The sequence below is a fragment of the Limosilactobacillus fermentum genome (assembly GCF_013394085.1).
GTDB lineage: Bacteria > Bacillota > Bacilli > Lactobacillales > Lactobacillaceae > Limosilactobacillus > Limosilactobacillus fermentum.
In genome coordinates, this window is sequence record NZ_CP040910.1 from 722,366 (window position 1) to 745,646 (window position 23,281).

The following is a 23,281-nucleotide window of genomic DNA, read 5'->3' on the forward strand; positions in this document are numbered from 1 at the left end:
AGAACGACTAGAGCTCTTTGCCAGTCAGCTTCAGTTGGGGCCGGAGTACTTAGAGGTCTTAGAGGACATGACCGACCGGGTCAACCGCCCTGACTTAACCCCGAGTGGGCAGATGGCGCGGTTCCGCGGTTCATTAAAGACGGCTCACTGACCGAATTCGGGTTACGCCGGGCCTTGCGTTACCAAAAGAGCGCCCTGCAATCCCTGACTACGTTTAAGGGGTTTGAAAACATGACCACCCCGCTGTCGGCAGAGGACCTAAAGAAAAACCTCTTCCGGGGCAGTTACGAACCAAGTGGCTTAATTCAATGATAATAGACGCCTGTCCGGTGACCCGGGCGGGCGTCTTTAACTTTGTCGCCCTAATTTACGATCTGTGGTAAGATGAATAGTAATGATTTGTGAGTGAAAAAAGAGCCCATTAGACAACCGGTCGGGTGGGGCATTTACAAGTAAATATTGAACAAATTAAAGGAGAAGCCATGAGCAAGATTAAGATTATTCCTTTTGGCGGGGTCCGCGAAAACGGGAAGAACATGTACGCCGTGGAAGTGGACGGCCAGATTTTTATTCTCGACTGTGGGTTAAAATACCCGGAAAACGAGCTGATGGGGATCGACGTGGTCATTCCGGACTGGTCGTACCTACAAGACCACGCTGACCAAATTAAGGGGGTCTTTTTAACCCACGGTCACGCCGACGCCATTGGGGCACTGCCGTACTTTTTAGCCGACTTTAAGGTGCCGGTGTACGGGTCCCAGTTGACGATCGCCCTCGCTAAGTTGGCGGTTAAGGAAAACAAGCAGGTTAAGAAGTTTAACGATTTCCACGTGGTTGACGAAACTAAGACCATCAAATTTGGTAACGTTACGATCGGCTTTTTCACCACGACCCACATCATTCCGGATACATTGGGGATTGACGTTCAGACGCCGGAAGGGTCGATCGTTTACACCGGGGACTTTAAGTTTGACCAAACCGCCGTTAAGGGTTACCAGACCAACTTGGCTCGGTTAGCCGAAGTTGGAACCGAAGGGGTGCTGGCCTTGCTCAGTGATTCAGCTGGGGCGGGAATTACCGGCGCTTCGACCAGGGAACGTGACATCCGCGCCTACATCAAAGACACCTTTGAAAACACCAAGGGCCGGATCGTGGTTGCATCGGTGGCTTCCAACATCATGCGGATCCAACAGATTGTTGACGCGGCACTGGCCACCGACCGCAAAATCGTGTTGTCCGGCGAGGACCTCGAGCAGATCATCGAGACGGCGGAGGGGCTCAACTTGCTCCAAATTCCGGACGATACATTGATCTCCTTTGAAGAGGCCTTGGACCTTGATGACGACCAAGTGGTGATTTTAGTCACCGGACGGATGGGCGAACCCACCAAGTCCTTGCAACAGATCGCCAATGGTGACGACCCAGACATCCAGCTGACCAGCACCGACCTGGTTTTTGTGACCACCACGCCGTCGTACGCGATCGAAACAATGGTCCAAAAGACCAAGGATATGCTTTACCGGGCGGGGGCCGAGGTTAAGTTTATCGCCGATGACTTAAACCCGTCTGGCCAAGCCAGTCAAAATGACGAGCAACTAATGCTGAACTTTATGAAGCCGAAGTTCTTTATCCCGATCCAAGGGGAATACCGGCTGCTTGACCGGCACGCCGAACTGGCTGAAGAAGTCGGCATCCCGGCCGAAAACATCTTCATTACCGCTAAGGGGGACGTTCTCTCCTATGAAGATGGCAAGTTCCACCTGGGGGACCGGGTTGAAGTTGGCAACACGATGATTGACGGAACCGGAGTTGGCGACATCGGTAACATCGTCTTACGCGACCGGCGGGTCCTTTCCGAAGACGGAATCTTCGTCGTGGTGGCTACGATTGACCGCAAGAAGAAAAAGATCGTCGCCCGTCCGCAGATCACATCACGGGGCTTTGTCTTCGTGAAGACTAACCGTGAGTTGATGAACCAAGCGGCCGACCTGGTCGAAAAGGTGGTCCAAGAAGACCTCGACCAAAAGGAATTCGATTGGGGACACCTGAAGCAAAACGTTCGCGACAAACTGAACCGCTTCTTATTCAACCAAACCAAGCGTCACCCGGTGATCCTGCCGGTGATCATGGAAATCAACCAGCACCCCAAGCGTAAGAACCACACTAAGACGACCAAGGAAGCTACCAAGGCACCGGTGGCCAAGAAACCGGCCAAAAAGTACCACAATTCCCGTGGTGGTCGGGGGCGGGGCAAGAAGCGTCCGGCGAGCGAAGCAAAGTAATTAAGTAACCAATTAAACAGATGGGCTTCTAGTTGTTCAATTACGAACGGTACTAGGAGCCCCTTCTTTATCTGCAAGAAGGAGGGCACTATGACACCGGAACAAGGAGCACGATTTAAGCAGGCCACCCAAGCAATCGATCAGGGGCAATTTGGTGAGGGGATTCGGCTGTTGCAAGAGCTTGATTTAGAGGTCGATGACTTTGCCGTCAACCGCCAGTTAGCCCGGGCACTGTTTGAAGACCAACGCTTTGTCGAGGCCTACCAGGTCGCTGAACGCCACTTGGCCGATTATGACCAATCCCGTCAACTAGCGGACTTTTACGTCCAGTTGGCCCTTAAAAACCAACTGTTTATCCCCGCCCGCCAATTCATCAGTTTGGCGACCCACTTAACGGATGCGGAGGGGCGCCTGGTCAAACGGGCCGAAGAACAATATGACCGGGTGGGGGCGCAGACCTTAGCGAGTCGGCGCCGCCAATTTATCCACATGGGGGATTGTAGCTTTCGTGAACAACAGCGCCGCTTTAGCGAGGGGCGGATGCTCCCGCTCAGCGATTACTTGGTGGGGGCTAAGTTCTTACTGCGTGACCCGGATACCCACCCGTTGATCAAATCATCACTGGTGCAGGTCCTCCAACAGCTACGGCTTAACGAAGAGCTCACGGTGCTCTGGCTTGATGAAAAAGAGCACCCTTTAAACATCAAGGAGCTCAAGCCGCTGGGTGAACTGACCGTCGTCAAGGAGGGGGAACGGTTAATTGCCGCCCGCTTCGCTGATCAAGACCCGCTCTCGTATCAAACCTACCTGCGAGAATTCCACCTGCAACTGGCCTTTTTGTACCCCTTTGTGGAGTTAGCAATTGAAGATCCTGACGCTTGGGTGCAGGCCTTGGTGGCGTATTCGGCAAGCGGAAATGAGGAGCCAATCTTGCGTGCACACCAGTGGCAGGAGCGGATTAACGCACTAGTGACAAGGCTTAGTTGAATTTAGCTAAATTCGTTTACAAATGCTAACTGATCTGATACCATTATTAAGAATTCTTCGCCGGACCTGATTTTATCCTTTAAATCGGTTTGGCGGAGTAGTACAATTAATCTAAAGGTGTGTCAGAACACCCCTGGTGGTCTGGCATGTTACTTGTAATTTTTCAGGAGGGTTTCATTAATGGCAGAAAAAGAACATTATGAACGTACTAAGCCCCACGTTAACATCGGTACTATTGGCCACGTTGACCACGGGAAGACTACTTTAACCGCAGCTATCACCAAGGTATTGGCCGCTAAGGGCCTTGCCAAGGCAGAAGACTACTCTGATATCGATGCTGCTCCAGAAGAAAAGGAACGTGGTATCACTATCAACACTGCCCACGTTGAATACGAAACGGAAAAGCGTCACTACGCTCACATCGACGCTCCAGGGCACGCCGACTACGTTAAGAACATGATCACTGGGGCCGCTCAAATGGACGGTGCGATCTTAGTTGTTGCCGCAACTGATGGTCCGATGCCACAAACTCGTGAACACATCCTTCTGGCTCGCCAGGTTGGTGTTGAATACATCGTTGTCTTCCTTAACAAGACTGACCTTGTTGACGATGACGAACTGGTTGACTTAGTTGAAATGGAAGTTCGTGACCTTCTGTCCGAATACGACTTCCCTGGCGATGATGTTCCGGTTGTTCGTGGGTCCGCTCTTAAGGCCCTCGAAGGTGACCCAGAACAAGAACAAGTTGTTCTTCACCTTCTGGACGTCGTTGACGAATACATCCCAACTCCAAAGCGTCCTACTGACAAGCCATTCATGATGCCTGTCGAAGACGTCTTCACTATCACTGGTCGTGGTACTGTTGCTTCTGGTCGTATCGACCGTGGTACTGTTAAGGTCGGTGACGAAGTTGAAATCGTTGGTTTGAAGGAAGACGTTATCAAGTCCACTGTTACCGGTGTTGAAATGTTCCACAAGACCCTTGATCTTGGGGAAGCCGGGGACAACGTTGGTATCCTTTTACGTGGGGTTTCTCACGACCAAATCGAACGTGGTCAAGTTCTGGCAGAACCAGGCTCCATCCAAACGCACAAGCAATTCAAGGGTGAAGTCTACGTTATGACCAAGGAAGAAGGGGGCCGTCACACGCCATTCTTCTCCAACTACCGCCCACAATTCTACTTCCACACTACTGACGTTACTGGTACCATTGAACTCCCAGATGGTGTTGAAATGGTTATGCCTGGTGACAACGTTACCTTCACTGTTGAACTGCAAAAGCCAGTTGCCCTTGAAAAGGGTCTGAAGTTCACCATCCGTGAAGGTGGTCACACTGTTGGTGCCGGTGTGGTATCCGAAGTGCTCGACTAATCTCGGGAATTAACTTCTAAAAGAGTCGCGATTTATCGCGGCTTTTTTTATTGGCGGACTACCGGGAATTTTAATTGAAATACCCCCCTTTCTAGGGTAGAATTAAAAAGTATGTAGGGCTCTCGCCAATTGACGGGAGGCTAAATAGATATGTTATTGGAGGAAATGAAATGTCAGTAAAATGGGAACGCGATAGCGACGCTCCAAAGGGGACGTTAACGTTCGATATCGACACTGAAACCATTCAAAAGGGGATTGACCACGCCTTTACCCGCACCCAAAAGCGGATTTCGGTTCCTGGCTTCCGTAAGGGCCACGTTCCGCGGACGATCTTCAACCAAATGTACGGGGAAGAATCCCTCTACCAAGATGCTTTAAACGACGTCTTACCGGATGCTTACGAAGCTGCCATCAAGGAAGCGGGCATCGAACCGGTCGACCAACCACAAGTTAACGTTGAAAGCATGGAAAAGGGTCAACCTTGGACCTTGACGGCCACTGTGGCGGTTAAGCCAGAAGTAACCTTGGGCGACTACAAGGGGATGGAAGTTCCTGAACAAGACACTTCCGTTTCCGACGCCGACGTTGACAGCGAATTAGAAAACAAGCGTCAACAACAAGCAGAACTGGTGCTTAAGGAAGACGAAGCAGCTGCCGACGGCGACACCGTTGTCATCGACTACGAAGGCTCCGTAGACGGGGAAAAGTTTGATGGCGGTTCCGCTGATAACTACTCCTTAGTTCTGGGTTCTGGCTCCTTTATCCCGGGCTTTGAAGACCAATTAGTTGGCCACAAGGCGGGCGAAGACGTGGACGTTAACGTTACCTTCCCAGAAGACTACCACGCTAAGGACTTAGCTGGTAAGGACGCCCTCTTCAAGGTTAAGATCCACGAAGTTAAGGAAAAGCAACTTCCGGAACTGGACGATGAATTTGCTAAGGACGTCGACGAAGACGTTGAAACCCTGGCCGAATTAAAGGACAAGGTTAAAAAGCAACTCCAAGACCAAAAGGAAGCCGCTGCTAAGGCAGCCATCGAAGACGCTGCGATTGAAGCAGCCGTTGCCAACGCCGAAACGGAAGAAATTCCGCAAGCCATGTTAGACGATGACACTAACCGTCAACTCCAACAATACTTGGCCGGCATGCAACAACAAGGGATCAACCCACAAATGTACTTCCAAATCACCAACACGACGGAAGACGACCTGCGCAAGCAATTTGCTGACGACGCAGCTAAGCGGGTGAAGACCAACTTGGTATTGGAAGCCGTTGTAAAGGATGCTAACCTAAACGCTACTGACGAAGACGTTCAAAACGAAATCGCTGACCTGGCAAAGCAATACGGGATGGACGAAGAAGCCGTATCCAAGGCTTTGACCCGCGACATGCTGGAACACGATATCGAAATCAAGAAGGCCGTTGACCTGATTGCGGATTCCGCAAAGCAAACTGCCAAGGCCGCTGACAAGGACTAATCATTTACCGTGATTAATCTTTACCCAAAGGGGGAGTCGCAACAGCCATGCTTGTTGCGACCCTCCTTTTTAATTGGTAGCTTAATTATTTTAAAACGCAGCGTACGTCTGTTATGATTATCCTATCGATTACCATTAGGAGGTAAGTAAATGTTTGAAGATACCACTGGACAAGATGTCCACTGTTCTTTTTGTGGGAAGTCCCAGTCGGAAGTGCAAAAGATCGTTGCCGGTCCCGGCGTGTTCATCTGTAATGAATGCGTGGCCCTGTGCCAAGAAATCATTGACCAGGAGCTAGCCGAGGACCGCACGGAAGCAGAAACGTTCACCGTTCCGACCCCGCAAGAAATTTTAAATCAATTAGATGACTACGTAATTGGTCAACAAGACGCTAAGAAGACCCTCGCCGTAGCCGTATACAACCACTACAAGCGGGTTAACGCCATGGTGACCGGTGATAATAACGATACCGAATTACAAAAGTCTAACATCGCCGTGATCGGGCCGACCGGGTCCGGGAAGACCTACTTGGCCCAATCGCTGGCCCGGATCCTAAACGTACCGTTCGCCATTGCCGACGCCACCACCCTGACCGAAGCGGGTTACGTAGGGGAAGACGTTGAAAATATCATCTTAAAGCTCCTCCAAGCTGCCGATTTTGATATCGACCGGGCCGAAAAGGGGATCATCTACATCGATGAAATCGATAAGATCGCCAAGAAGAGCGAAAATGTTTCAATCACCCGGGACGTCTCCGGGGAAGGGGTTCAACAGGCCCTCTTAAAGATTCTGGAAGGCACGATCGCCAACGTTCCGCCGCAGGGTGGTCGTAAGCACCCGCAACAAGAGTTCATTCAGGTGGACACCAAGAACATCCTCTTCATTGTCGGGGGAGCCTTTGACGGGATTGAAACGATCGTCAAGGAACGCTTAGGGGATAAGACGATCGGGTTTGGGACCGACTCCAAGGAAATTAACGACGTGACTGAAAAGAATATCTTACAACACGTCATTCCAGAAGATCTACTGAAGTTTGGGCTGATCCCTGAATTTATCGGGCGCCTCCCAGTCATGACCGCCTTAGAAAAGCTTGATGAAGCCGACTTAGTGCGGATCCTGACGGAACCAAAGAACGCCCTGGTTAAGCAGTACCAAGAACTGATCCGCTTAGACGGGGCGGAACTACACTTCACGGCGGGGGCCCTGCAAGCAATGGCTAAGATGGCGATTGACCGGAACACGGGTGCCCGGGGGCTGCGTTCGATCATTGAAGACGTGATGCGCGACATCATGTTTGACTTACCAAGCCGCCAGGACGTGGTTAAGGTGGTCATCAATAAGGAATGCGTCACCAAGCACACCGCCCCAGAATACGTGTTGCAAAGCGACCAAGCATCCTAGGCGAGGAAGACGAATGCAAGTACATGATGTTGAATTAACGATCTCGGCGGTCGAAGAAAACCAGTACCCAGCCACGGCCCTGCCGGAGTTAGCCCTGGTTGGCCGCTCCAACGTTGGGAAGTCTTCGTTGACCAACGTGTTGATTAACCGGAAAAACTACGCCCACACCTCGAGCCAACCGGGGAAGACCCAGACCCTGAACTTCTATGAGGTTGAACACAAGCTTTACTTTGTCGACGTGCCCGGTTACGGCTACGCCAAGGTCTCCAAGAAGCAGCGGGAAAAGTTTGGTAAGATGATCGAAAACTACCTGACCACCCGCGAACAACTGCGCGGAGTCGTCCAATTAGTTGACGGGCGCCACGCCCCGACGGAAGACGACCGGATGATGTTTCAGTGGTTAGCCTACTACCACATCCCGACCCTGGTGGTGGCCACCAAGGTTGACAAGGTCAAGCCCAACGCCCATAACCGGATCGTCAAGGTCGTCAAAGAGGGCCTGGGCGCCGCAAAGGATCAGGACTTAATCCTCTTTTCGGCGACAACTAAAAAGGGCGCCGAGTCGGTTTGGCAGTGGATTGAAGAACGGACGGGAGTAAGTGACTAATGGAGTTTAATGACTATCAAAAAGCGGCCAAAAGAACCCGCTACGGCAACGAACAGGTACTGACTAACTGTGCCCTGGGCCTAGCGGGCGAGGCCGGTCAGGTGGTTGACCTGGTCAAAAATTACACCTTTAAGGGTCACCCCTTGGATAAGGACCAGTTGACCCACGAGTTAGGTGATGTCTTATGGTACCTGTCCCAAATTGCCGAATGGGCCGATATTCCCTTCGATCAGGTGGCCAAGGACAATATTGAAACCTTGAACCGCCGTTACCCAAACGGCTTTAATAAACAGGCCTAGGGTGGGAAGCCCTACTTTGTGTACGGTACCTTAAAAATGATGAAAGGGGCTGGGAGATGTGTTCTCCCAGTCCCTTTTTCGATTGAGGCCGGGAAAAAACTCCGTTTTTCCCGGCCTCTTGCTGTATTCCCAAATGTTAGACAGAAAACGTGGTCAATAACCGCAGGCCTAGTGTCTAAGCAGGCCGAAGAACGGTGCGTACCGCACCAACCGTTCGTCCTAGCTTAGTCATACGGCCTGCCGAGTAGGTTATTTCCCACCCACTTTTACTTGGCGGAATCTTCTTTTTTAGCGGCGTCTTCTTTGGCGTCCTTTGGTTGGTCGTCCGGTTTTTTAACCGGCTTGAGCGGGTCGCTAGCGAACTTATTGAATAAGTCGTCCAGCTTATCGCTGCGGCGAGTGACAAGTCCCATTAGGCATCCTCCTTTGTGGTGCTAAATTAGGGCTATTTTAGCACAGATGCCGGATGAAAAAAAGCAAAGCGGCGCCGCTTTGTTATGCATAAATCGGGAAAAATGGGGATTTATATGCGATTTACTTGCATAATAATTCGTTAGTTAGTATAATGGTTTCATTATCAACAGAGACGAGGGAGCAACGATGGAAGATAAAACAATGATTGAAATTAAGGACCTCAAGAAGTCCTTCGGTAAAAACATCATCTTAGACGGGGTTAACGAAGAGGTCAAAAAGGGCCAGGTGATCTGCGTGATTGGGCCGTCCGGGGCCGGGAAGAGTACCTTCTTACGGTGTTTGAACCTGCTAGAAGAACCGAGTGCGGGCGCCGTGTTATTTGAGGGGCAAAACCTGGTTGAGATGGGGGCCAAGGAAGTTCAAACCGTCCGCGAAAAGATGGGGATGGTTTTCCAAGGCTTCAACCTCTTTCCTAACATGACCGTGTTAGACAACGTAACCCTCGCCCCAATTAAGGTTAAGGGGATGGACAAGGAACAAGCACAAAAGCTGGGACACCAACTGTTAAGCGAAGTGGACATGGACGATAAGGCTGATGCCTACCCACTGTCCTTATCCGGGGGGCAAAAGCAGCGGGTGGCCATCGCCCGGGCGCTGGCGATGAACCCGGAAGTGATGCTCTTCGATGAACCAACCAGCGCCCTGGACCCGGAAATGGTGGGGGAAGTGCTCAAAGTAATGCAAGAGCTAGCTAACAATGGGATGACGATGGTCGTGGTGACCCACGAAATGGGCTTCGCCAAGAACGTGGCCGATGAAATCTGGTTCATGGCCGACGGGAACATCCAAGAGGTGGCCAGCCCCCAAGAATTCTTTACCAACCCCAAGACTGAGCGGGCCCAGGACTTCTTGGAAAAGATATTGAATGCGTAATTAAAGGAAGTGCGGGCCAACCATTAAGCAGGCCGTGGGCTAAGGAAAGGTCGGGGGTTGATGCGGCACGCATCGTTCTCCGGCCAGACTTAGCCACTAAGCTAGGACAGGGGTAAATTGCACGTTGCTTTAAATTAACATCCGGTCGCTTCGCAAAGTACTTGCGAAGGACCGGATGTTTATTTGCAGGGAGCGGTAGCACGGCCTTTTCTTTGCCCCCGCCCCCAAAAAGCCGTAAAATAGATTTATCAAACACCTGTTTAAAGGGGGAACGAGATTGGCAAGTGAGTACTTAGAACATAAGCTGGCCCTCTTGCCGGACCAGCCGGGCTGCTACTTAATGAAAAACGCCAACGCCCAGATCATTTACGTCGGCAAGGCCAAAAACTTAAAGAACCGGGTGCGGTCCTACTTCAAGTCTAGTCACACGGGGAAGGTGGCGGCGATGGTCGAAGAAGTGGCCGACTTCGAAACGATCGTCACCTCCTCCAATAAGGAATCCTTTTTGTTGGAGATCACCCTGATTCAAAAACACCAACCCTACTACAACATTAAGCTTAAGCGGGGGACGGGGTATCCCTACATCAAAATCACCAACGAGCGCGACCCGATCATTAAGATTACCGGCCAAGTCAAAAAAGACGGCGCCTACTACTTTGGCCCCTACCCCAACGTCTACGCGGCCGAAGAAACGGTTCACTTCATTCAAAAGGTCTTTCCCTTACGCCGGTGCCATGGCTACCAGGGGCGGCCGTGCCTGTATTACCACCTCGGCCAGTGCCTGGGGTGTTGCTTTAAGGAAGTGCCGGAAGAAGAATACGCCGTTCAAACTAAGCGGATTAAGTCCTTTTTAAATGGCAATACCGCCCAGGTGAAAAAGCAGTTAACCGCCCGGATGGAGCGGGCTGCCGGGCAGCTCGAATTTGAACGGGCGGCCGAGATTCGCGACCAGCTCCACTACATTGAAGTAACGGTCGAAAAACAAAAGATCATTTCAAACGATAAGACCCCCCGCGACCTCTTTAACTTTTACTTGGACAAGGGCTGGCTAAGTATCCAGGTCTTCTTCATTCGCCAGGCCCGGTTAATGAAGCGTGAAAAACGGCTCTTCCCGGTGGTCGATACGGCCGAAGAGGAAATGACTTCCTTTATCCTCCAGTTCTACAACCGGCGCAACAAGTTGTTGCCAAAGGAAATCCTCTTGCCGGAGGGATTACCGAACCAAGAAATCGAGGAGATCTTAGGGGTGCCGGTGCGGACCCCCCAGCGCGGGGAGAAACGCGACCTGCTGGACATGGCTAAGGAAAACGCCATCCTGTCTTTAAACGAAAAGTTCCGCCTGCTAGAAATGGACCGCCAGAAAACGACCGGGGCGATGAAAGAGATCACCGACGAACTGGGCCTGCCAACCGGCCACGTGATCGAAGCCTTCGACCACTCCCACATTCAGGGGGCCGATCCGGTCTCGGCGATGGTGGTCTTTGTCAACGGCGAACCGGCTAAAAAGCTGTACCGCAAGTACAAGCTAACCACCGTCGTTGACCACGCCGACGAAGCCGCTTCGACGCGCGAAGTGATCTTTCGGCGCTACTCCCGGCTCCTAAAGGAAGAAAAGCCGATGCCGGACATGATCATGATGGACGGGGGACCGATTCAAATGGAGGCGGCCAAGGACGTCTTGGAAAACCAACTCGGCTTAAACATTCCGGTGATCGGGATGGTCAAAAACGATAAGCACCAGACTGCCGACCTCTTGTACGGCGACGATGCCCACCACGTCAATTTGGACCCGCGTAGCCAGGGCTTTTACCTGGTGCAACGGATTCAAGACGAGGTGCACCGCTTCGCCATTACCTACCACCGCAAGGTTCACACCAAGCACTCCCTGTCGTCGCGGCTCGATGAGATTCACGGGGTCGGTCCCCGGACCCGGAACAAGCTCTTGAAGGCCTTTGGTTCGATTAATAAGATTGCCGTCGCCCCGGTCGAAGAAATCAGGGCGCTCGGGATTAACCAAACAACCGCCCAGTTAATCAAGGTTTCTTTGCAGGGGCAAGCCGAGGTCAAGAAGGGGTCCAGTCATGACTAGCTTTGACCTGACGGGGCTTTTCCCATATACTAGAGAATGATTGAATTAAGAACGGAGAAGATAGATGCCAACCTTTGTGGATCAAATTAAAATTGAAGTGCACGCCGGACACGGCGGTAACGGAATGGTGGCCTTCCGCCGGGAAAAGTACGTTCCCAACGGTGGTCCGGCCGGCGGTGACGGCGGTCGGGGTGGCTCGATCATCTTAAAGGTCGATGAAGGCCTGCGGACCCTGATGGATTTTCGCTACCACCGGATTTTTAAGGCCAAGAACGGCCAAAACGGGATGAGTAAGCAAATGACCGGGGCGGCCGCCGATGACACGGTGATCGCCGTTCCCCAGGGGACCACGGTCCGCGATCTTGACACCGGTCAGATTGTCGGCGACCTGGTTGAACAAGGCCAAGAACTGGTTGTCGCCAAGGGGGGCCGCGGTGGCCGGGGCAACATTCACTTTGCCTCGCCGAAGAACCCGGCCCCGGAAATCGCCGAAAACGGTGAACCGGGCGAAGACCACTACCTGGAGCTCGAACTGAAGATGCTGGCCGACGTCGGTTTAATCGGTTTCCCGTCGGTCGGCAAGTCGACCCTGCTTTCGGTGGTGACCGGCGCCAAGCCAAAGATCGCCGCTTACGAGTTTACCACCCTAGTGCCGAACCTCGGGATGGTAATGCTACCGGACGGGCGCGACTTCGCCATGGCCGACATGCCGGGATTGATTAACGGCGCCTCCAAGGGGGTCGGGCTGGGGCTCCAGTTCCTGCGCCACATCGAACGGACCCGGGTGCTCTTACACCTGGTGGACCTGGGGAATCAGGACGCCGAATTGGCGCTCGAGAAGTTCCACGATATTAACAAGGAACTGGCTTCTTACGACCCGGAACTCCTCAAGCGGCCGCAAATTGTGGTAGCCACCAAGATGGACCTACCGGAAGCTCAGGAGCACTTGGACGAGTTTAAGAAGCTACTGGAAGCGGACGACACCCTCCCGGAGACGCCGCAAGTCTTTGCGATTTCGGCGGTAACTCACGCCGGGGTTCAGGAACTGATGCAAACGACGGCCAACCTGATTGAAGAAACGCCGGCCTTTGACGCCAACGCCCACGATGAACAAGAAGCCGTCACTTACAAGGCGCCGCAAGAAGCGGAACCAGACTTCACGATTAGCCGGGATGACGACGGGACTTGGGTCCTGAGCGGGGCCAAGTTGGAACGGCTCTTCGTGATGACGAACTTGGATCACGAAGACAGTCAGCTGCGCTTTGCCCGTCAACTGCGCCACATGGGGGTCGATGACGCCCTACGCGAGGCCGGCATCCAAGACGGCGATTTGGTACGGATCGAGGACTTTGTCTTTGAATTCGTCCAATAATTTGATGATTAGAAAGATGGTTTAGAATGCAGATTGAATTTTTAGGAACTGGGGCGGGGTCGCCAAGTAAGCAACGGAACGTTTCAAGCCTGGCCCTGCGCCTGTTAGAGGAACGCAACGCCATTTGGCTCTTTGACTGCGGGGAGGCGACCCAACACCAGATCCTGCACACCACCATTCGCCCCCGCAAGGTGGAAAAGATTTTCATCACCCACCTGCACGGCGATCACATCTTTGGTTTGCCCGGCTTCTTGTCGTCGCGCTCCTTTCAGGGCGGCGACGAACCGCTAACCATTTACGGACCCAAGGGGATTAAAGACTTTGTGCAAACCGCCCTCAAGGTGTCGGAATCGCGCCTGTCTTACCCGCTCAAGTTCGTGGAGCTGACTGGCGATGGCGAGGTCTTTAAGGACCAAACCTTCACCGTGACCGCCCGGCGGCTGGACCACAAGATTGCCAGCTTTGGCTACCGGGTGGAAGAGGCGGCCCACCCTGGTGAACTGATGGTTGAAAAGGTACGCCAAGCTGGGATTCCGTCGGGGCCACTGTACGGCCAACTCAAGCGCGGTGAGGTGGTGACCCTGCCAGACGGCCGCACGGTCGATGGCCACGACTTCATCGGGGCGCCGCAACCGGGCCGGATCGTCGCTATTTTAGGCGATACCCGGGTGACCGATAACGCCGTTAAGTTAGCTAAGGGCGCCGACGTCCTAGTTCACGAGGCGACCTTTGCCAAAAACGAGCAACGCTTAGCCCACAACTACTACCACTCAACCAGCGCCCAGGCGGCCACGGTTGCCAAAAAGGCGGGTGCCCAGCGCTTATTGCTCAACCACATTTCGGCGCGTTACGTCGGCAGGTACGCCAATGAGCTGGCCTACCAAGTGCGGGACATTTTTGAGCAAACCCGGGTGGTGAATGATTTAGACGTCATCGAGATTCCTTTTAAGGAAAGGTAAGGAAGCGAGGGTGAAGGACCATGTTAATGATTAAGCGACTGAAGCAACTGCGTTTTTTGCGTAACAAGGTGGTTTTGATCACCGGGGGTTCGGAGGGGATCGGCAAGGCGCTGGCCCTAGAAGCCGCCCGGCGCGGGGCCGTCGTGGTGGTGGCCGCCCGCAACCAAGAAAAGCTTCAAGAGGTAGCGGACCGCTGCCTGATCTTAGCGGGGCGCCCGTCCTTTGCCTTTAAAATGGATGTGACCGATCCCGACCAGGTGGATGAGGTCCTTGACCAGATTCGCCACCAGGTCGGGGAAATTGACGTCTTGATCAATGCCGCCGGCCTCGGGATGATGGACGCCGTGGTTGACCAAAGCTACGCGACCATGCACAAGATGGTGACGGTCAACTTCTTGGCCGCCATGTACCTGAGCCGGTGCGTGGCCAAACAGATGATGAATCAAGGGTACGGCGCCATTATTAACGTCGCTTCGTTGGGCGGCAAGATCCCGACCCCTAACTCGGCGGTTTACTCGGCCACCAAGGCGGGGGTGATCCAGTTCTCCAACATCTTGCGGATGGAAGTTGCTGACTACGGGGTCCAGGTCCTAACCGTTAATCCGGGACCGGTCGCCACCGACTTCTTCAAGAAGGCCGACCCGAGCGGGGAATACATGGCCCACCTACCGCAGTGGTTTGTTATCGCACCGGACGCCTTAGCCCGCCAGGTCTGGGACAACGTGGGTTACGAAACCCGCGAAATTAACGTACCGGGCTACACGACTGGGCTCGCCTGGGCCTACCAGATCATCCCGGGCCTCGGAGACTGGGCGATCAAGAAGTTCTTCAACTTCCAACAAAATAAGCATAACCTCTAAAGTAAATGACTCCAGCAGTTCGTAACCGGGTGCTGGGGTCTTAATACTGTTAAGACTTAGAAAGGAACGGGCATGATTGACAGCAAGTACGCCTGGCAAGGGCAAGCAAACGGCGATAAAGAAACGATCCAGGTGGTGGCCGATGCGACGGGGCTACCGGCGGAGTTAGCGGCCCTTTTAGTCAACCAGGGGATTAAAAGCGCTGACGCCGCCCAACGGTGGCTCAACCCGCAAGCAGAAGACCTCCACACCCCCGACGCGTTGCACGACGTCGACCGGGCCGTTGAGCGGATCATGGCGGCGGTCGAAGCGGGCGAAAAGATCACGGTCTACGGCGATTACGACGCCGACGGGATCACCGCCACTACTTTGATGTACGAGGCACTGGAAACGCTGGGGGCGCAAGTTGATTATTACGTGCCCGATCGTTTCACTGATGGTTACGGGCCCAATCAAGCGGTCTACCAGCGGCTGATTGAGGGGGGCACCCAGCTAATCGTCACCGTTGACAACGGGGTGGCCGGTCTGGCGGCGATTGAGTATGCCAAGGAGCAGGGGGTTGACGTGGTCATTACCGACCACCACGCCCTGCCCGAACAACTCCCGCCGGCCGTGGCGATTGTCCACCCCCAGTACCCGGGTAGCGAGTATCCCTTTGCCGATCTGTCCGGGGTCGGGGTCGCCTTTGAAGTGGCCTGGGCCCTGCTGGGTGAGTTCCCGGTGGAAATGCTGGACCTGGTGGCGATCGGGGAGTTGGCCGACCTGGTTTCCCTGGCCGGTGAAAATCACGCCCTAGTGGCACTGGGGTTGCAGCAGCTCCGCCAGGGGAGCCGGCCGGGCTTGCACGCCCTGCTGAAGTTAGCCGGGGTCAAGGAGGCGACCCTGACCGGGACCGACGTGGGCTTCCAACTAGCGCCGCGCTTAAACGCCCTCGGCCGGATTGAACAGGCCGGCCCGGGGGTGGTCCTCTTGTCCACCTTTGACGAAGAGGAGGCCGAACGGTTAGCTAAAGAAGTCGATCAAACCAACGAGGAGCGTAAGCAACTGGTGGAGCAGATCACTAAAGAAGCCCTCGCAATGGCGGCTAACCAACAGGTGCCCGCCCTGGTCTTGGTGGGCCACGGCTGGCACCAGGGGGTGTTAGGGATCGTGGCGGCCCACGTGGTTCAAGCAACCGGTAAGCCAACCATCGTCGCTTCCGCCAACGAGGGTGAGACGATCGCGAAGGGCTCCGGCCGCTCGGTGGAGGGCCTCGATTTGTTCGCCGCCCTGGATCAGCACCGCGACTTGATGACGGCCTTCGGGGGTCACGCAATGGCCTGCGGGATGTCCTTTGAATTAACTGCGGCGGCGCCCCTACAAGCGGCCTTAAACGAAGAGGTCACGGCGCAGGGCTTTAACCAGCAGCAAAAACCGCCGTTAAAAATTACCCTGACCTTGGCACCAGACCGGCTCACCCAGGACCTGTACACGCAAATCCAGCGGTTGGCACCCTTTGGCCCGGGCAACGAGGAGCCCCAAATCGAACTCGACGTCAAGGGACCGGTGGCGACCCAGGTGATGGGCAAGGACAAGTCCCACCTTAAACTAAAGGTCGGTCAACCGCCGTTAGACGTGGTCGCCTTTGGCAAGGCTAGCCTAGCACCGGCCCTGGCCGAGGCGGAAGAAGTCAAACTGGTCGGCACCCTCAGCTTAAACGAGTGGCGGGGCAAGACCAGCTGCCAGCTGATGCTAACCGACGTGGCGGCCACCGGAGTCACCGTGCTCGACCAACGGACGGCCCGGCTGTTGCCGCCGATGTTTGAACCGGCTGCGGTTTACCTGGCCTTCGATGAGCGGCTGCGCAATAACATTAATGGCCACGCTAACGGGCCGGTGGTCGGCCCTAAGGACCTCACCGCCGACCTGGTAGCCAACCAGGAACTGGTAGTGGTTGATTGCCCGCCGATCATTAGCCAGCTGACCACAAGCTTGGCTAAGTGCGCGGCGGCTAGTTCGATCCGACTCCTGTGCTACTTCAACCAGGCCCCCCTGACCGGGATGCCAGCCTACCAGGCCTTTGCCAAACTGTACCGCCTGCTAGGCCAAAACCCCAACATAAACATCAACCAGCAGGTCAACCCAATTAGTAACTACCTGCGCTTGCCAGCGGATCAGTTAATTTTCATGATAAATGTGTTTTTTGAGGCTGGATTTGTTACAATGAAAGATGGTGTTTTAAATCTCGTCCCGCAGGCTCAGCGGCGGGACCTTAAAGAAACAACGAGTTATCGTCGCCGCCAGGCGCAATTAGAAGTTGAACGGGCCCTGGTCCATTCGTCTCACCCCGATCTAGTGGCGTGGGTCAAGCGGCTGGTTGGCGCGCGCTAAAGGAGAAATTTTTATGGCTATTAATCTTTACGATTACGTCGCTAGCATTCCGGATTACCCCGAAAAAGGGATCGTTTTCCGCGACATCTTGCCGCTGATGGCAAACGGGGAGGCCTTCAAGCAGGCCACCGATGAAATTGCCAACTACGCTCGCGACAAGCACGTTGACATGGTGGTCGGTCCAGAGGCCCGGGGCTTCATTGTTGGTTGCCCGGTTGCTTACGAACTCGGGGTCGGCTTTGCCCCGGCCCGTAAGAAGGGGAAACTGCCCCGGCCGGCAGTCTCTTCGACTTACGACCTGGAATACGGGTCGGCAACCCTGCAAATGGAAAATGATTCCATCAAGCCGGGCCAACGGGTGCTAGTCGTTGATGACCTCTTGGCTACCGGGGGCACGATTTCGGCCACCATCGACATGGTTGAACAAATGGGCGGGATCGTGGTCGGTTGTGCCTTCTTGATCGACTTAAAGGACCTAAACGGCCGCGAAAAGCTGAAGGGTTATGACGTTAAGACCCTGATGGAATTCGAGGGAGAATAGTTGAGTGCGATCCAGCCATCAGGCAGACCGTGGGCTAAGGATAGGACGGGGGTTGATGCGGTACGCATCGTTCTCCGGCCAGACTTAGCCACTAGGTCTGCGGCTGGGAGCACGTTATCAGTGCTGCCGTTGCGACCCAACCATTGGCTAGGCACGCATCCCATGTAAAACTTAACCAGCGCCGAGGAGAAAAGTCGTTTTTTCCCTCGGCGCTTTTTGCATTCAAGTAATTGATCACCAAAACTGATCAATTCGATCGCCAACCGGAATTGGCAAGTGACCGTCCAACAGCGATAATGGGGGAAAGTCATTTTGATTAAGGAGGAGCGCCATGACGAGAAGCGATGAAGAAGCGGTGGTGGAAATTTACCGGGCCGAAAACCGGGCGATGGTTGAACGCGACCAGGCCACCCTCGAACGGATCCTGGCGGAAACGATGACCTTGACCCACATGACCGGTTACGTCCAGCCCCGCCAGGAGTGGATCGCCCAGATAATGGACGGGAAAATGAAGTATTATTCTTCAACCGAGGAGCGAGTCTTTGACGTGGTGGTTGAAGGGGACCAGGCCAGCCTAGTGGGCCAAAACCGGGTCAAAGCAAGTGTTTGGGGCGGCGGGGTTAGTACCTGGCCCCTGCAAATGCGAGTCAACTTGAAACGTCAGGCTGGGCGTTGTCAGATTGTCAGCCAGGTGGCCAGTACTTACTAATCTGAACCGGTAATGCTCAGTCCGAAACCATAAAAAAGCACCGCTCACGAATGGGCGGTGCTTTTTTGCTAGGCTATTATTAACCAACCTTAACTGGGGTTTCAGGTTCTTCACCCTTAACCAGGGCCAGGTTGTTGTCGAAGGCCTTTAATACCATGTTGCGAACTGCGTGCGTGGTGTAGAAGGCAGTGTGAGGCGTTACCAAGACGTTGTCGCGGTGGATCAAGTCGTTAAGGCGGGCGTCAGGGAATTCCTTACCTTGCCAGTCTTCGTTGAAGATCCCCACTTCGTCTTCGTAAGTATCCATGACAAAACCGAACAGCTTGCCGGAGTCCAGGGCACGGATAACGGCGTCGGTGTCAACCAACGGACCACGAGAAACGTTAACCAGTACGGCGTCGTCCTTCATCTTGGCGATCGTTTCGTCATTGATCATGTGGATCGTGCTTTCCAGGGCCGGTACGTGGAGGGAAATAACGTCAGCTTGGGCGTAGATTTCGTCCAAGGAAACGTAGTAGCCCTTCTTTTCCAGTTCCGGATCCTTAAAGACGTCGTAGGCGATCACCTTAGCGCCGAAGCCTTCCATGATTTGCATGAAGACTTGACCGATGTGACCCGTACCAACAACCCCAACCACTTGGTCACGAACTTCGCGGCCGATGGTTGGTGCCCAACGGAGGTCCCCGTTTTCGATCTTTTCGTCTAACTTCTTGGATTGACGAAGGATGCGGGCCGTTTGGATAGCGGCGTGTTCAGCGATGGCGTTCGGAGAGTAAACCGGAACGTTGGTGATTTCAAAGCCCAGTTCCTTAGCCTTGGCCATGTCGATGTTGTCGATCCCCACGTTACGCAAGGACATCTTAGTAACGCCCTGGTCGGCGAGGGCTTGGAGCGTTTCAGCGGTGTAGTCGAGTTGTTGGTAAACAACTACCCCATCAGCACCAGCTGCTTGAGCGGCCGTTTCCGGCGTCAACAGTTCGGCCGTGTAGTCGACCGTCACGTCAGCGTGGTTCTTTGCCCATTCGTTCAAGTAAGGTTCTTCGTCCTTGCGGATTCCGTATGCGTAAATTTTTGCCATGAATATACCTCCTGTAACATGTACGTCAGCTTGGTAACGTTGCCAATTACTATTATAGCGAATCTTTTCATTATTTAAAGTAAAACTGCATACAACTTACCTAACAAATCGATTAAACTAATTAGTGTTTTTTAATTATTTTATTGACGAACGACGAAAACGCCCTTATACTAACATCAAGAATTAGATAGAGATTAAAAAGCTGTGACGGAACTACTGTCGGAACTTCGTGAAAAAGAGAACTAGCGGCTGGTGGAAGCTAGGTACGAAACCCGAATAAGTGATCATTCCCGAGCTACTGGCTGAACAAAGTAAGCTAAGTTGGTTACCACCCATTATCCTGGTCGCGAATGAAAGTTCGTGCTAAGTGGCTCACTTTTGAGCAAGTAGGATGGTACCACGTGAAAGCGCTCCTGCTCCCTAATGACGGGGAGGAGGGGCGTTTTTGATCTCGTCAATTCCAATACATAGTGCGCTACCAGAGTTAAAGGAGGAAGAATTATGACTGAACTAAACCAACGCCAAGCAGAATTTGCCCAGGCTCTCTACCAAAGTTACGTGACCAACGTTGCCCTCAACGAAGACGATTGGCAGGGCGTGGTCCAAGACTTTGAGACCGCCTACGCCGTCCAGGAACGGGTGATGACACTCAAGGGTCAACCGACCGCCGGCTATAAAGTTTCTCTGACCAGCGAAGAGACCCAGAAGATGTTTGACACCGATGCCCCCCTCTTTGGTCAACAGGTCGCCGAGCGTTTCTTAAAAGGCCCGGCTGGGGTCAACCTCGACCACCTCAATGAACCACTGGTCGAAGTCGAACTCGCCTTCCGGGCCAAGGAAACCCTCCAGCCGACTGATTCACTAGAGGACCTTTTGCATAAGACCACCGTAGCGGGTGCCGTTGAAGTGCCCGACGCCCGCTTCGTTGACTGGTTCCCGAGCCTGGGTAAGTACAACGTCTTGTCAGACTGCGCCGTGGGGGGATTAGTGGTTTATGGCGAGGAGCGTGACAGCGACCAGGCCTTTTCCTCGGTTGAAGACGCCGCCACCGTTCACGTCGACCTCTACCAAAACGGGCAACAGGTCGGCGAAGGGGACTCCAGCGAAGTGTTGGGGAACCCGCTCAAGTCCTTGCAGTGGTTGGTTAAGAAGCTTGATGAACAAGGCAAGCAGTTCGCCCGCGGGCAGGTGGTATCTTCCGGGACCTTCCTCTTGCCGCCACACTTGACGGCCGGGCGCTGGGAGGCCCGCTTCAACCACGACTTCGGCAACGTTTTGGTCTTGGCACGGCCGACGCTGGCGGAATTTTAGAAAGTGAGTGCGACCCAACCTCCTCGACGGGCCGTTGGACTAAGCTAGGACGGGGGTTGGTGCGGAACGCACCGTTCTCCGGCCGTACTTAGGCACTAGGCCCGTGGTTGGGAGCACGATATTGGTGAGTGCGACCCAGCCAATCAAGTAGGCCGTGGGCTAAGGACAAGACACGGGTTAGCGCGTCAGCGGTGTTCTGTGGCTGGACTTAGCCACTAGGCCGACAGTGTAACCATAAGAGAGACCGTTCTTAAGGGGCGGTCTTTTTTTGAGTAAATTTCTGGCGGAAACCCTTGACTTGGAGTTAACTCAAAGTAGTAAATTAAGGTCATCAGGAGGAAAATGACATGGCGAATTTAACGATTACCCAGGTGGCCAGCAAGTACGGCCTGACGCCGGACACCTTGCGCTACTACGAAAAAATTGACCTACTACCGCCGATCCCCCGGACGCCAGGGGGGCGCCGCTATTATCCCCAGGGGGTCCAAGACTGGATCGAGATGATCGTTTGCCTGCGCCACTCGGGGGTGCCGGTCGACGTTTTGCAAACTTACGCTAAGCTACTAGAGCAGGGCGATGCGACGTTAACCAAACGCCGGGAGCTGTTGGCTGACCAACTCGAAGTTTTGTTAAACAAGCGCCACAACCTGGACCGCTCAATCAATCGTTTGGAGCACAAGATCGCTTTGTACGATAGCGGTGAGATTCGGGCCAGGAAGAGTTACTTTGAAGAATACCAAATTTTAGATGACCAAAAGGAGACACTTTAATTATGAAAACAACCGTCTTTTTATTCCACCCCAACTTCGCCAACTCCCGCGTCAACAAGGCCTTAGCCGCCGGTTTACCGGGCGACATCGAGGTCCGCAACATGTACGCTTTGTACCCGGACTTTCAAATTGACGTCGCCAAGGAACAAGCCGTGATGGAGGAAAGCGACCGGATCGTCTTGCAAACGCCGATGTACTGGTACTCCGGGACGCCGCTGTTAAAGAAGTGGGAAGACGACGTGCTGACTTACGGCTGGGCCTACGGGAGCGACGGTAACGCCCTGCACGGCAAGGAACTACTGGTGGCGATCACGCCGGGGGCCGACAACTACGGCGCCGGAAAGTTCGTCCCGTACACGGTTTACGAATTGTTACGGCCGTTCCAAGCGATGAGCAACCTGATCGGGACTAAGTTTGTTACCCCGTTTGTGACGACCGGCGCTAGCTCGATCAGCGACGAGGACTTGGCCAAGCGGGTAAAAGAGTACGCCGACTACCTGAGCCAAGACGAGTTAAAGGTGCTCGGCGCCTTTGAATAGGGGGATTGAAATGTATTTAATTGACATTCGTTTGAAGGGTGATCAGGTCACGGAAGACCAACTGACCGCCCACCGCCAGTGGTTTAGCCGCCACTTTGAAGCGGGCGACTTTTTGATCGTCGGTCCGTCCAAGAGTCGTGCCCAGTCCGGGTTGATTTTGGCCCGGCAGATGGCCCGCAAAGACCTGGACCAAATCATTACCGAGGATGCCTTTTACCCGGCCGGGGCGGATTACTTAGTCAACGAATTTGAAGCCAAGCTGGTAGCCGACCAGATTAAGGGGGATGCGTAATGGCACTAACAGTCAACCTTTATTACACGGGGAAAAACGGCAGCGCCCAGCAATTTGCTAAGGAAATGATCGACCAGGGGGTGGTGGCCGCCATTAAGGCCGAGCCGGGCAACCTTAAGTACGATTATTTCATTCCCTACGACGACCCGGAGACCCTGCTGTTGATCGATAGCTGGGCCGACCAAGCCTCCCTGGATGCCCACCATGCTTCGCCAATGATGAAGCAGTTGGCCGAGTTGCGGGAGAAGTACGATTTGCACATGCGTGTTGAACGTTACGTCAGCGATGACCGCGGCGATGACGTCGACGAACAGTTTATTCGAAAGTAAGAGAGTGGCAACCAACCTGGTCCCAAATTAAAATGCGGCCGCTTCGCAAGATTGATCTTGCGAAGCGGCCGCATTTTGTGTAGGCAAAAGTTGGATTGCACTTTCGATAACGTGGAAAATGACCACAGACCTAGTGCCTAAGTACGGGCGAAGAACGGTACCAAGGCATCAACCTTCGCCCTATCCTTAGCCCACGGCCTACTGGATAGGTTGGGTCGCACTTCCGATAACGTGCTCCCCAGCCGCAGGCCTAGTGGCTAAGTCTGACCACAGAACACCGCTGATGCGCT

At 53.8% G+C, this 23,281-nt stretch carries 23 protein-coding genes; 21 read left to right on the forward strand and 2 right to left on the reverse strand.

The window, feature by feature from the left end:
- Positions 1–174 precede the first annotated feature (174 nt).
- The 8 genes from FG166_RS09525 to FG166_RS03625 all read left to right on the forward strand — a co-directional run bounded on the left by FG166_RS09525 (position 175) and on the right by FG166_RS03625 (position 8,425).
- Positions 175–312: a hypothetical protein gene (locus FG166_RS09525; RefSeq protein WP_003682065.1), complete on the forward strand. Its 138-nt coding sequence runs from the start codon at positions 175–177 to the stop codon at positions 310–312.
- A 170-nt stretch (positions 313–482) separates the two neighbouring features.
- Entirely contained in the window at positions 483–2,282 is a 1,800-nt protein-coding gene (locus tag FG166_RS03595; protein WP_035430804.1) for a ribonuclease J, read from the forward strand.
- A gap of 90 nt (positions 2,283–2,372) precedes the next feature.
- The gene (locus FG166_RS03600) at positions 2,373–3,269 is read left to right on the forward strand and encodes a hypothetical protein (protein WP_003682061.1); all 897 of its coding nucleotides are present in this window, start codon (positions 2,373–2,375) and stop codon (positions 3,267–3,269) included.
- 180 nt (positions 3,270–3,449) lie between these two features.
- Complete coding sequence (gene tuf / locus FG166_RS03605) at positions 3,450–4,640, forward strand: elongation factor Tu (RefSeq protein WP_003682059.1); 1,191 nt, start codon at positions 3,450–3,452, stop codon at positions 4,638–4,640.
- A gap of 170 nt (positions 4,641–4,810) precedes the next feature.
- Positions 4,811–6,118: a trigger factor gene (gene tig / locus FG166_RS03610; RefSeq protein ID WP_003682058.1), complete on the forward strand. Its 1,308-nt coding sequence runs from the start codon at positions 4,811–4,813 to the stop codon at positions 6,116–6,118.
- 150 nt (positions 6,119–6,268) lie between these two features.
- Positions 6,269–7,519 (forward strand): ATP-dependent Clp protease ATP-binding subunit ClpX, encoded by a 1,251-nt coding sequence (clpX, locus tag FG166_RS03615; RefSeq protein WP_003682055.1) that lies wholly within the window; start codon positions 6,269–6,271, stop codon positions 7,517–7,519.
- Between the two features lie 13 nt (positions 7,520–7,532).
- Positions 7,533–8,126 (forward strand): ribosome biogenesis GTP-binding protein YihA/YsxC, encoded by a 594-nt coding sequence (yihA, locus tag FG166_RS03620; RefSeq protein WP_003682053.1) that lies wholly within the window; start codon positions 7,533–7,535, stop codon positions 8,124–8,126.
- Positions 8,126–8,425, forward strand: a complete 300-nt coding sequence (locus FG166_RS03625) for a nucleoside triphosphate pyrophosphohydrolase family protein (RefSeq protein ID WP_003682052.1) — start codon at positions 8,126–8,128, stop codon at positions 8,423–8,425. Before yihA ends, FG166_RS03625 begins: the two co-directional genes overlap by 1 nt.
- A 266-nt stretch (positions 8,426–8,691) precedes the next feature.
- On the opposite strand, the gene FG166_RS03630 is transcribed toward FG166_RS03625, so the two are convergent.
- The gene (locus tag FG166_RS03630; protein WP_003682050.1) at positions 8,692–8,838 is read right to left on the reverse strand and encodes an SPJ_0845 family protein; all 147 of its coding nucleotides are present in this window, start codon (positions 8,836–8,838) and stop codon (positions 8,692–8,694) included.
- Positions 8,839–9,025: 187 nt separating this feature from the next.
- Here FG166_RS03630 and FG166_RS03635 point away from each other — a divergent pair, with 187 nt between their 5' ends.
- The 8 genes from FG166_RS03635 (at position 9,026) to FG166_RS03670 (ending at position 18,672) form a co-directional block, all read left to right on the forward strand.
- Positions 9,026–9,772, forward strand: coding sequence for an amino acid ABC transporter ATP-binding protein (locus tag FG166_RS03635; RefSeq protein WP_003682049.1), 747 nt, complete (start codon positions 9,026–9,028; stop codon positions 9,770–9,772).
- A gap of 277 nt (positions 9,773–10,049) precedes the next feature.
- Positions 10,050–11,861: an excinuclease ABC subunit UvrC gene (uvrC, locus tag FG166_RS03640; RefSeq protein WP_003682047.1), complete on the forward strand. Its 1,812-nt coding sequence runs from the start codon at positions 10,050–10,052 to the stop codon at positions 11,859–11,861.
- 64 nt (positions 11,862–11,925) lie between these two features.
- Positions 11,926–13,233 (forward strand): GTPase ObgE, encoded by a 1,308-nt coding sequence (gene obgE, locus FG166_RS03645; RefSeq protein ID WP_003682046.1) that lies wholly within the window; start codon positions 11,926–11,928, stop codon positions 13,231–13,233.
- A 26-nt stretch (positions 13,234–13,259) separates the two neighbouring features.
- On the forward strand, positions 13,260–14,192 hold the full coding sequence (gene rnz, locus FG166_RS03650) for a ribonuclease Z (RefSeq protein ID WP_003682045.1): 933 nt from the start codon (positions 13,260–13,262) through the stop codon (positions 14,190–14,192).
- 26 nt (positions 14,193–14,218) lie between these two features.
- Positions 14,219–15,052 carry an SDR family NAD(P)-dependent oxidoreductase gene (locus FG166_RS03655; protein ID WP_171029993.1) on the forward strand — a complete coding sequence of 278 codons (834 nt, stop codon included), beginning with the start codon at positions 14,219–14,221 and terminating at the stop codon, positions 15,050–15,052.
- A gap of 72 nt (positions 15,053–15,124) precedes the next feature.
- A complete protein-coding gene (gene recJ, locus FG166_RS03660; RefSeq protein ID WP_003682043.1) occupies positions 15,125–17,422 on the forward strand; it encodes a single-stranded-DNA-specific exonuclease RecJ in 2,298 nt (765 codons plus the stop codon).
- Between the two features lie 19 nt (positions 17,423–17,441).
- A complete protein-coding gene (locus tag FG166_RS03665) occupies positions 17,442–17,963 on the forward strand; it encodes an adenine phosphoribosyltransferase (RefSeq protein WP_024500798.1) in 522 nt (173 codons plus the stop codon).
- Positions 17,964–18,294: 331 nt separating this feature from the next.
- Complete coding sequence (locus tag FG166_RS03670) at positions 18,295–18,672, forward strand: nuclear transport factor 2 family protein (protein WP_003682041.1); 378 nt, start codon at positions 18,295–18,297, stop codon at positions 18,670–18,672.
- A gap of 79 nt (positions 18,673–18,751) precedes the next feature.
- Here the strand turns inward: FG166_RS03670 and FG166_RS03675 are convergent, their stop codons facing one another.
- Positions 18,752–19,750 carry a D-2-hydroxyacid dehydrogenase gene (locus tag FG166_RS03675; RefSeq protein ID WP_003682040.1) on the reverse strand — a complete coding sequence of 333 codons (999 nt, stop codon included), beginning with the start codon at positions 19,748–19,750 and terminating at the stop codon, positions 18,752–18,754.
- Between the two features lie 501 nt (positions 19,751–20,251).
- Here FG166_RS03675 and FG166_RS03680 point away from each other — a divergent pair.
- The 5 genes from FG166_RS03680 (at position 20,252) to FG166_RS03700 (ending at position 22,991) form a co-directional block, all read left to right on the forward strand.
- Positions 20,252–21,061, forward strand: a complete 810-nt coding sequence (locus tag FG166_RS03680) for a 2-keto-4-pentenoate hydratase (RefSeq protein WP_003682039.1) — start codon at positions 20,252–20,254, stop codon at positions 21,059–21,061.
- A 347-nt stretch (positions 21,062–21,408) separates the two neighbouring features.
- Positions 21,409–21,831, forward strand: a complete 423-nt coding sequence (locus tag FG166_RS03685; protein ID WP_003682036.1) for a MerR family transcriptional regulator — start codon at positions 21,409–21,411, stop codon at positions 21,829–21,831.
- A 2-nt stretch (positions 21,832–21,833) separates the two neighbouring features.
- Positions 21,834–22,370: an NAD(P)H-dependent oxidoreductase gene (locus tag FG166_RS03690; protein WP_003682034.1), complete on the forward strand. Its 537-nt coding sequence runs from the start codon at positions 21,834–21,836 to the stop codon at positions 22,368–22,370.
- 10 nt (positions 22,371–22,380) lie between these two features.
- Entirely contained in the window at positions 22,381–22,662 is a 282-nt protein-coding gene (locus tag FG166_RS03695; RefSeq protein WP_003682032.1) for a YciI family protein, read from the forward strand.
- Positions 22,662–22,991 (forward strand): putative quinol monooxygenase, encoded by a 330-nt coding sequence (locus tag FG166_RS03700; protein ID WP_003682030.1) that lies wholly within the window; start codon positions 22,662–22,664, stop codon positions 22,989–22,991. The genes FG166_RS03695 and FG166_RS03700 overlap by 1 nt, the downstream gene beginning before the upstream one ends.
- Positions 22,992–23,281 lie beyond the last annotated feature (290 nt).

Excerpts from the sequence above, each read along its gene's own strand:
- FG166_RS03595 (WP_035430804.1), top strand. The coding sequence starts at position 483 with ATGAGCAAGATTAAGATTATTCCTTTTGGCGGGGTCCGCGAAAACGGG.
- FG166_RS03600 (WP_003682061.1), top strand. The coding sequence starts at position 2,373 with ATGACACCGGAACAAGGAGCACGATTTAAGCAGGCCACCCAAGCAATC.
- tuf (WP_003682059.1), top strand. The coding sequence starts at position 3,450 with ATGGCAGAAAAAGAACATTATGAACGTACTAAGCCCCACGTTAACATC.
- tig (WP_003682058.1), top strand. The coding sequence starts at position 4,811 with ATGTCAGTAAAATGGGAACGCGATAGCGACGCTCCAAAGGGGACGTTA.
- clpX (WP_003682055.1), top strand. The coding sequence starts at position 6,269 with ATGTTTGAAGATACCACTGGACAAGATGTCCACTGTTCTTTTTGTGGG.
- yihA (WP_003682053.1), top strand. The coding sequence starts at position 7,533 with ATGCAAGTACATGATGTTGAATTAACGATCTCGGCGGTCGAAGAAAAC.
- FG166_RS03625 (WP_003682052.1), top strand. The coding sequence starts at position 8,126 with ATGGAGTTTAATGACTATCAAAAAGCGGCCAAAAGAACCCGCTACGGC.
- FG166_RS03630 (WP_003682050.1), bottom strand. The coding sequence starts at position 8,838 with ATGGGACTTGTCACTCGCCGCAGCGATAAGCTGGACGACTTATTCAAT.
- FG166_RS03635 (WP_003682049.1), top strand. The coding sequence starts at position 9,026 with ATGGAAGATAAAACAATGATTGAAATTAAGGACCTCAAGAAGTCCTTC.
- obgE (WP_003682046.1), top strand. The coding sequence starts at position 11,926 with ATGCCAACCTTTGTGGATCAAATTAAAATTGAAGTGCACGCCGGACAC.
- rnz (WP_003682045.1), top strand. The coding sequence starts at position 13,260 with ATGCAGATTGAATTTTTAGGAACTGGGGCGGGGTCGCCAAGTAAGCAA.
- FG166_RS03655 (WP_171029993.1), top strand. The coding sequence starts at position 14,219 with ATGATTAAGCGACTGAAGCAACTGCGTTTTTTGCGTAACAAGGTGGTT.
- recJ (WP_003682043.1), top strand. The coding sequence starts at position 15,125 with ATGATTGACAGCAAGTACGCCTGGCAAGGGCAAGCAAACGGCGATAAA.
- FG166_RS03670 (WP_003682041.1), top strand. The coding sequence starts at position 18,295 with ATGACGAGAAGCGATGAAGAAGCGGTGGTGGAAATTTACCGGGCCGAA.
- FG166_RS03675 (WP_003682040.1), bottom strand. The coding sequence starts at position 19,750 with ATGGCAAAAATTTACGCATACGGAATCCGCAAGGACGAAGAACCTTAC.
- FG166_RS03680 (WP_003682039.1), top strand. The coding sequence starts at position 20,252 with ATGACTGAACTAAACCAACGCCAAGCAGAATTTGCCCAGGCTCTCTAC.
- FG166_RS03685 (WP_003682036.1), top strand. The coding sequence starts at position 21,409 with ATGGCGAATTTAACGATTACCCAGGTGGCCAGCAAGTACGGCCTGACG.
- FG166_RS03690 (WP_003682034.1), top strand. The coding sequence starts at position 21,834 with ATGAAAACAACCGTCTTTTTATTCCACCCCAACTTCGCCAACTCCCGC.
- FG166_RS03695 (WP_003682032.1), top strand. The coding sequence starts at position 22,381 with ATGTATTTAATTGACATTCGTTTGAAGGGTGATCAGGTCACGGAAGAC.
- FG166_RS03700 (WP_003682030.1), top strand. The coding sequence starts at position 22,662 with ATGGCACTAACAGTCAACCTTTATTACACGGGGAAAAACGGCAGCGCC.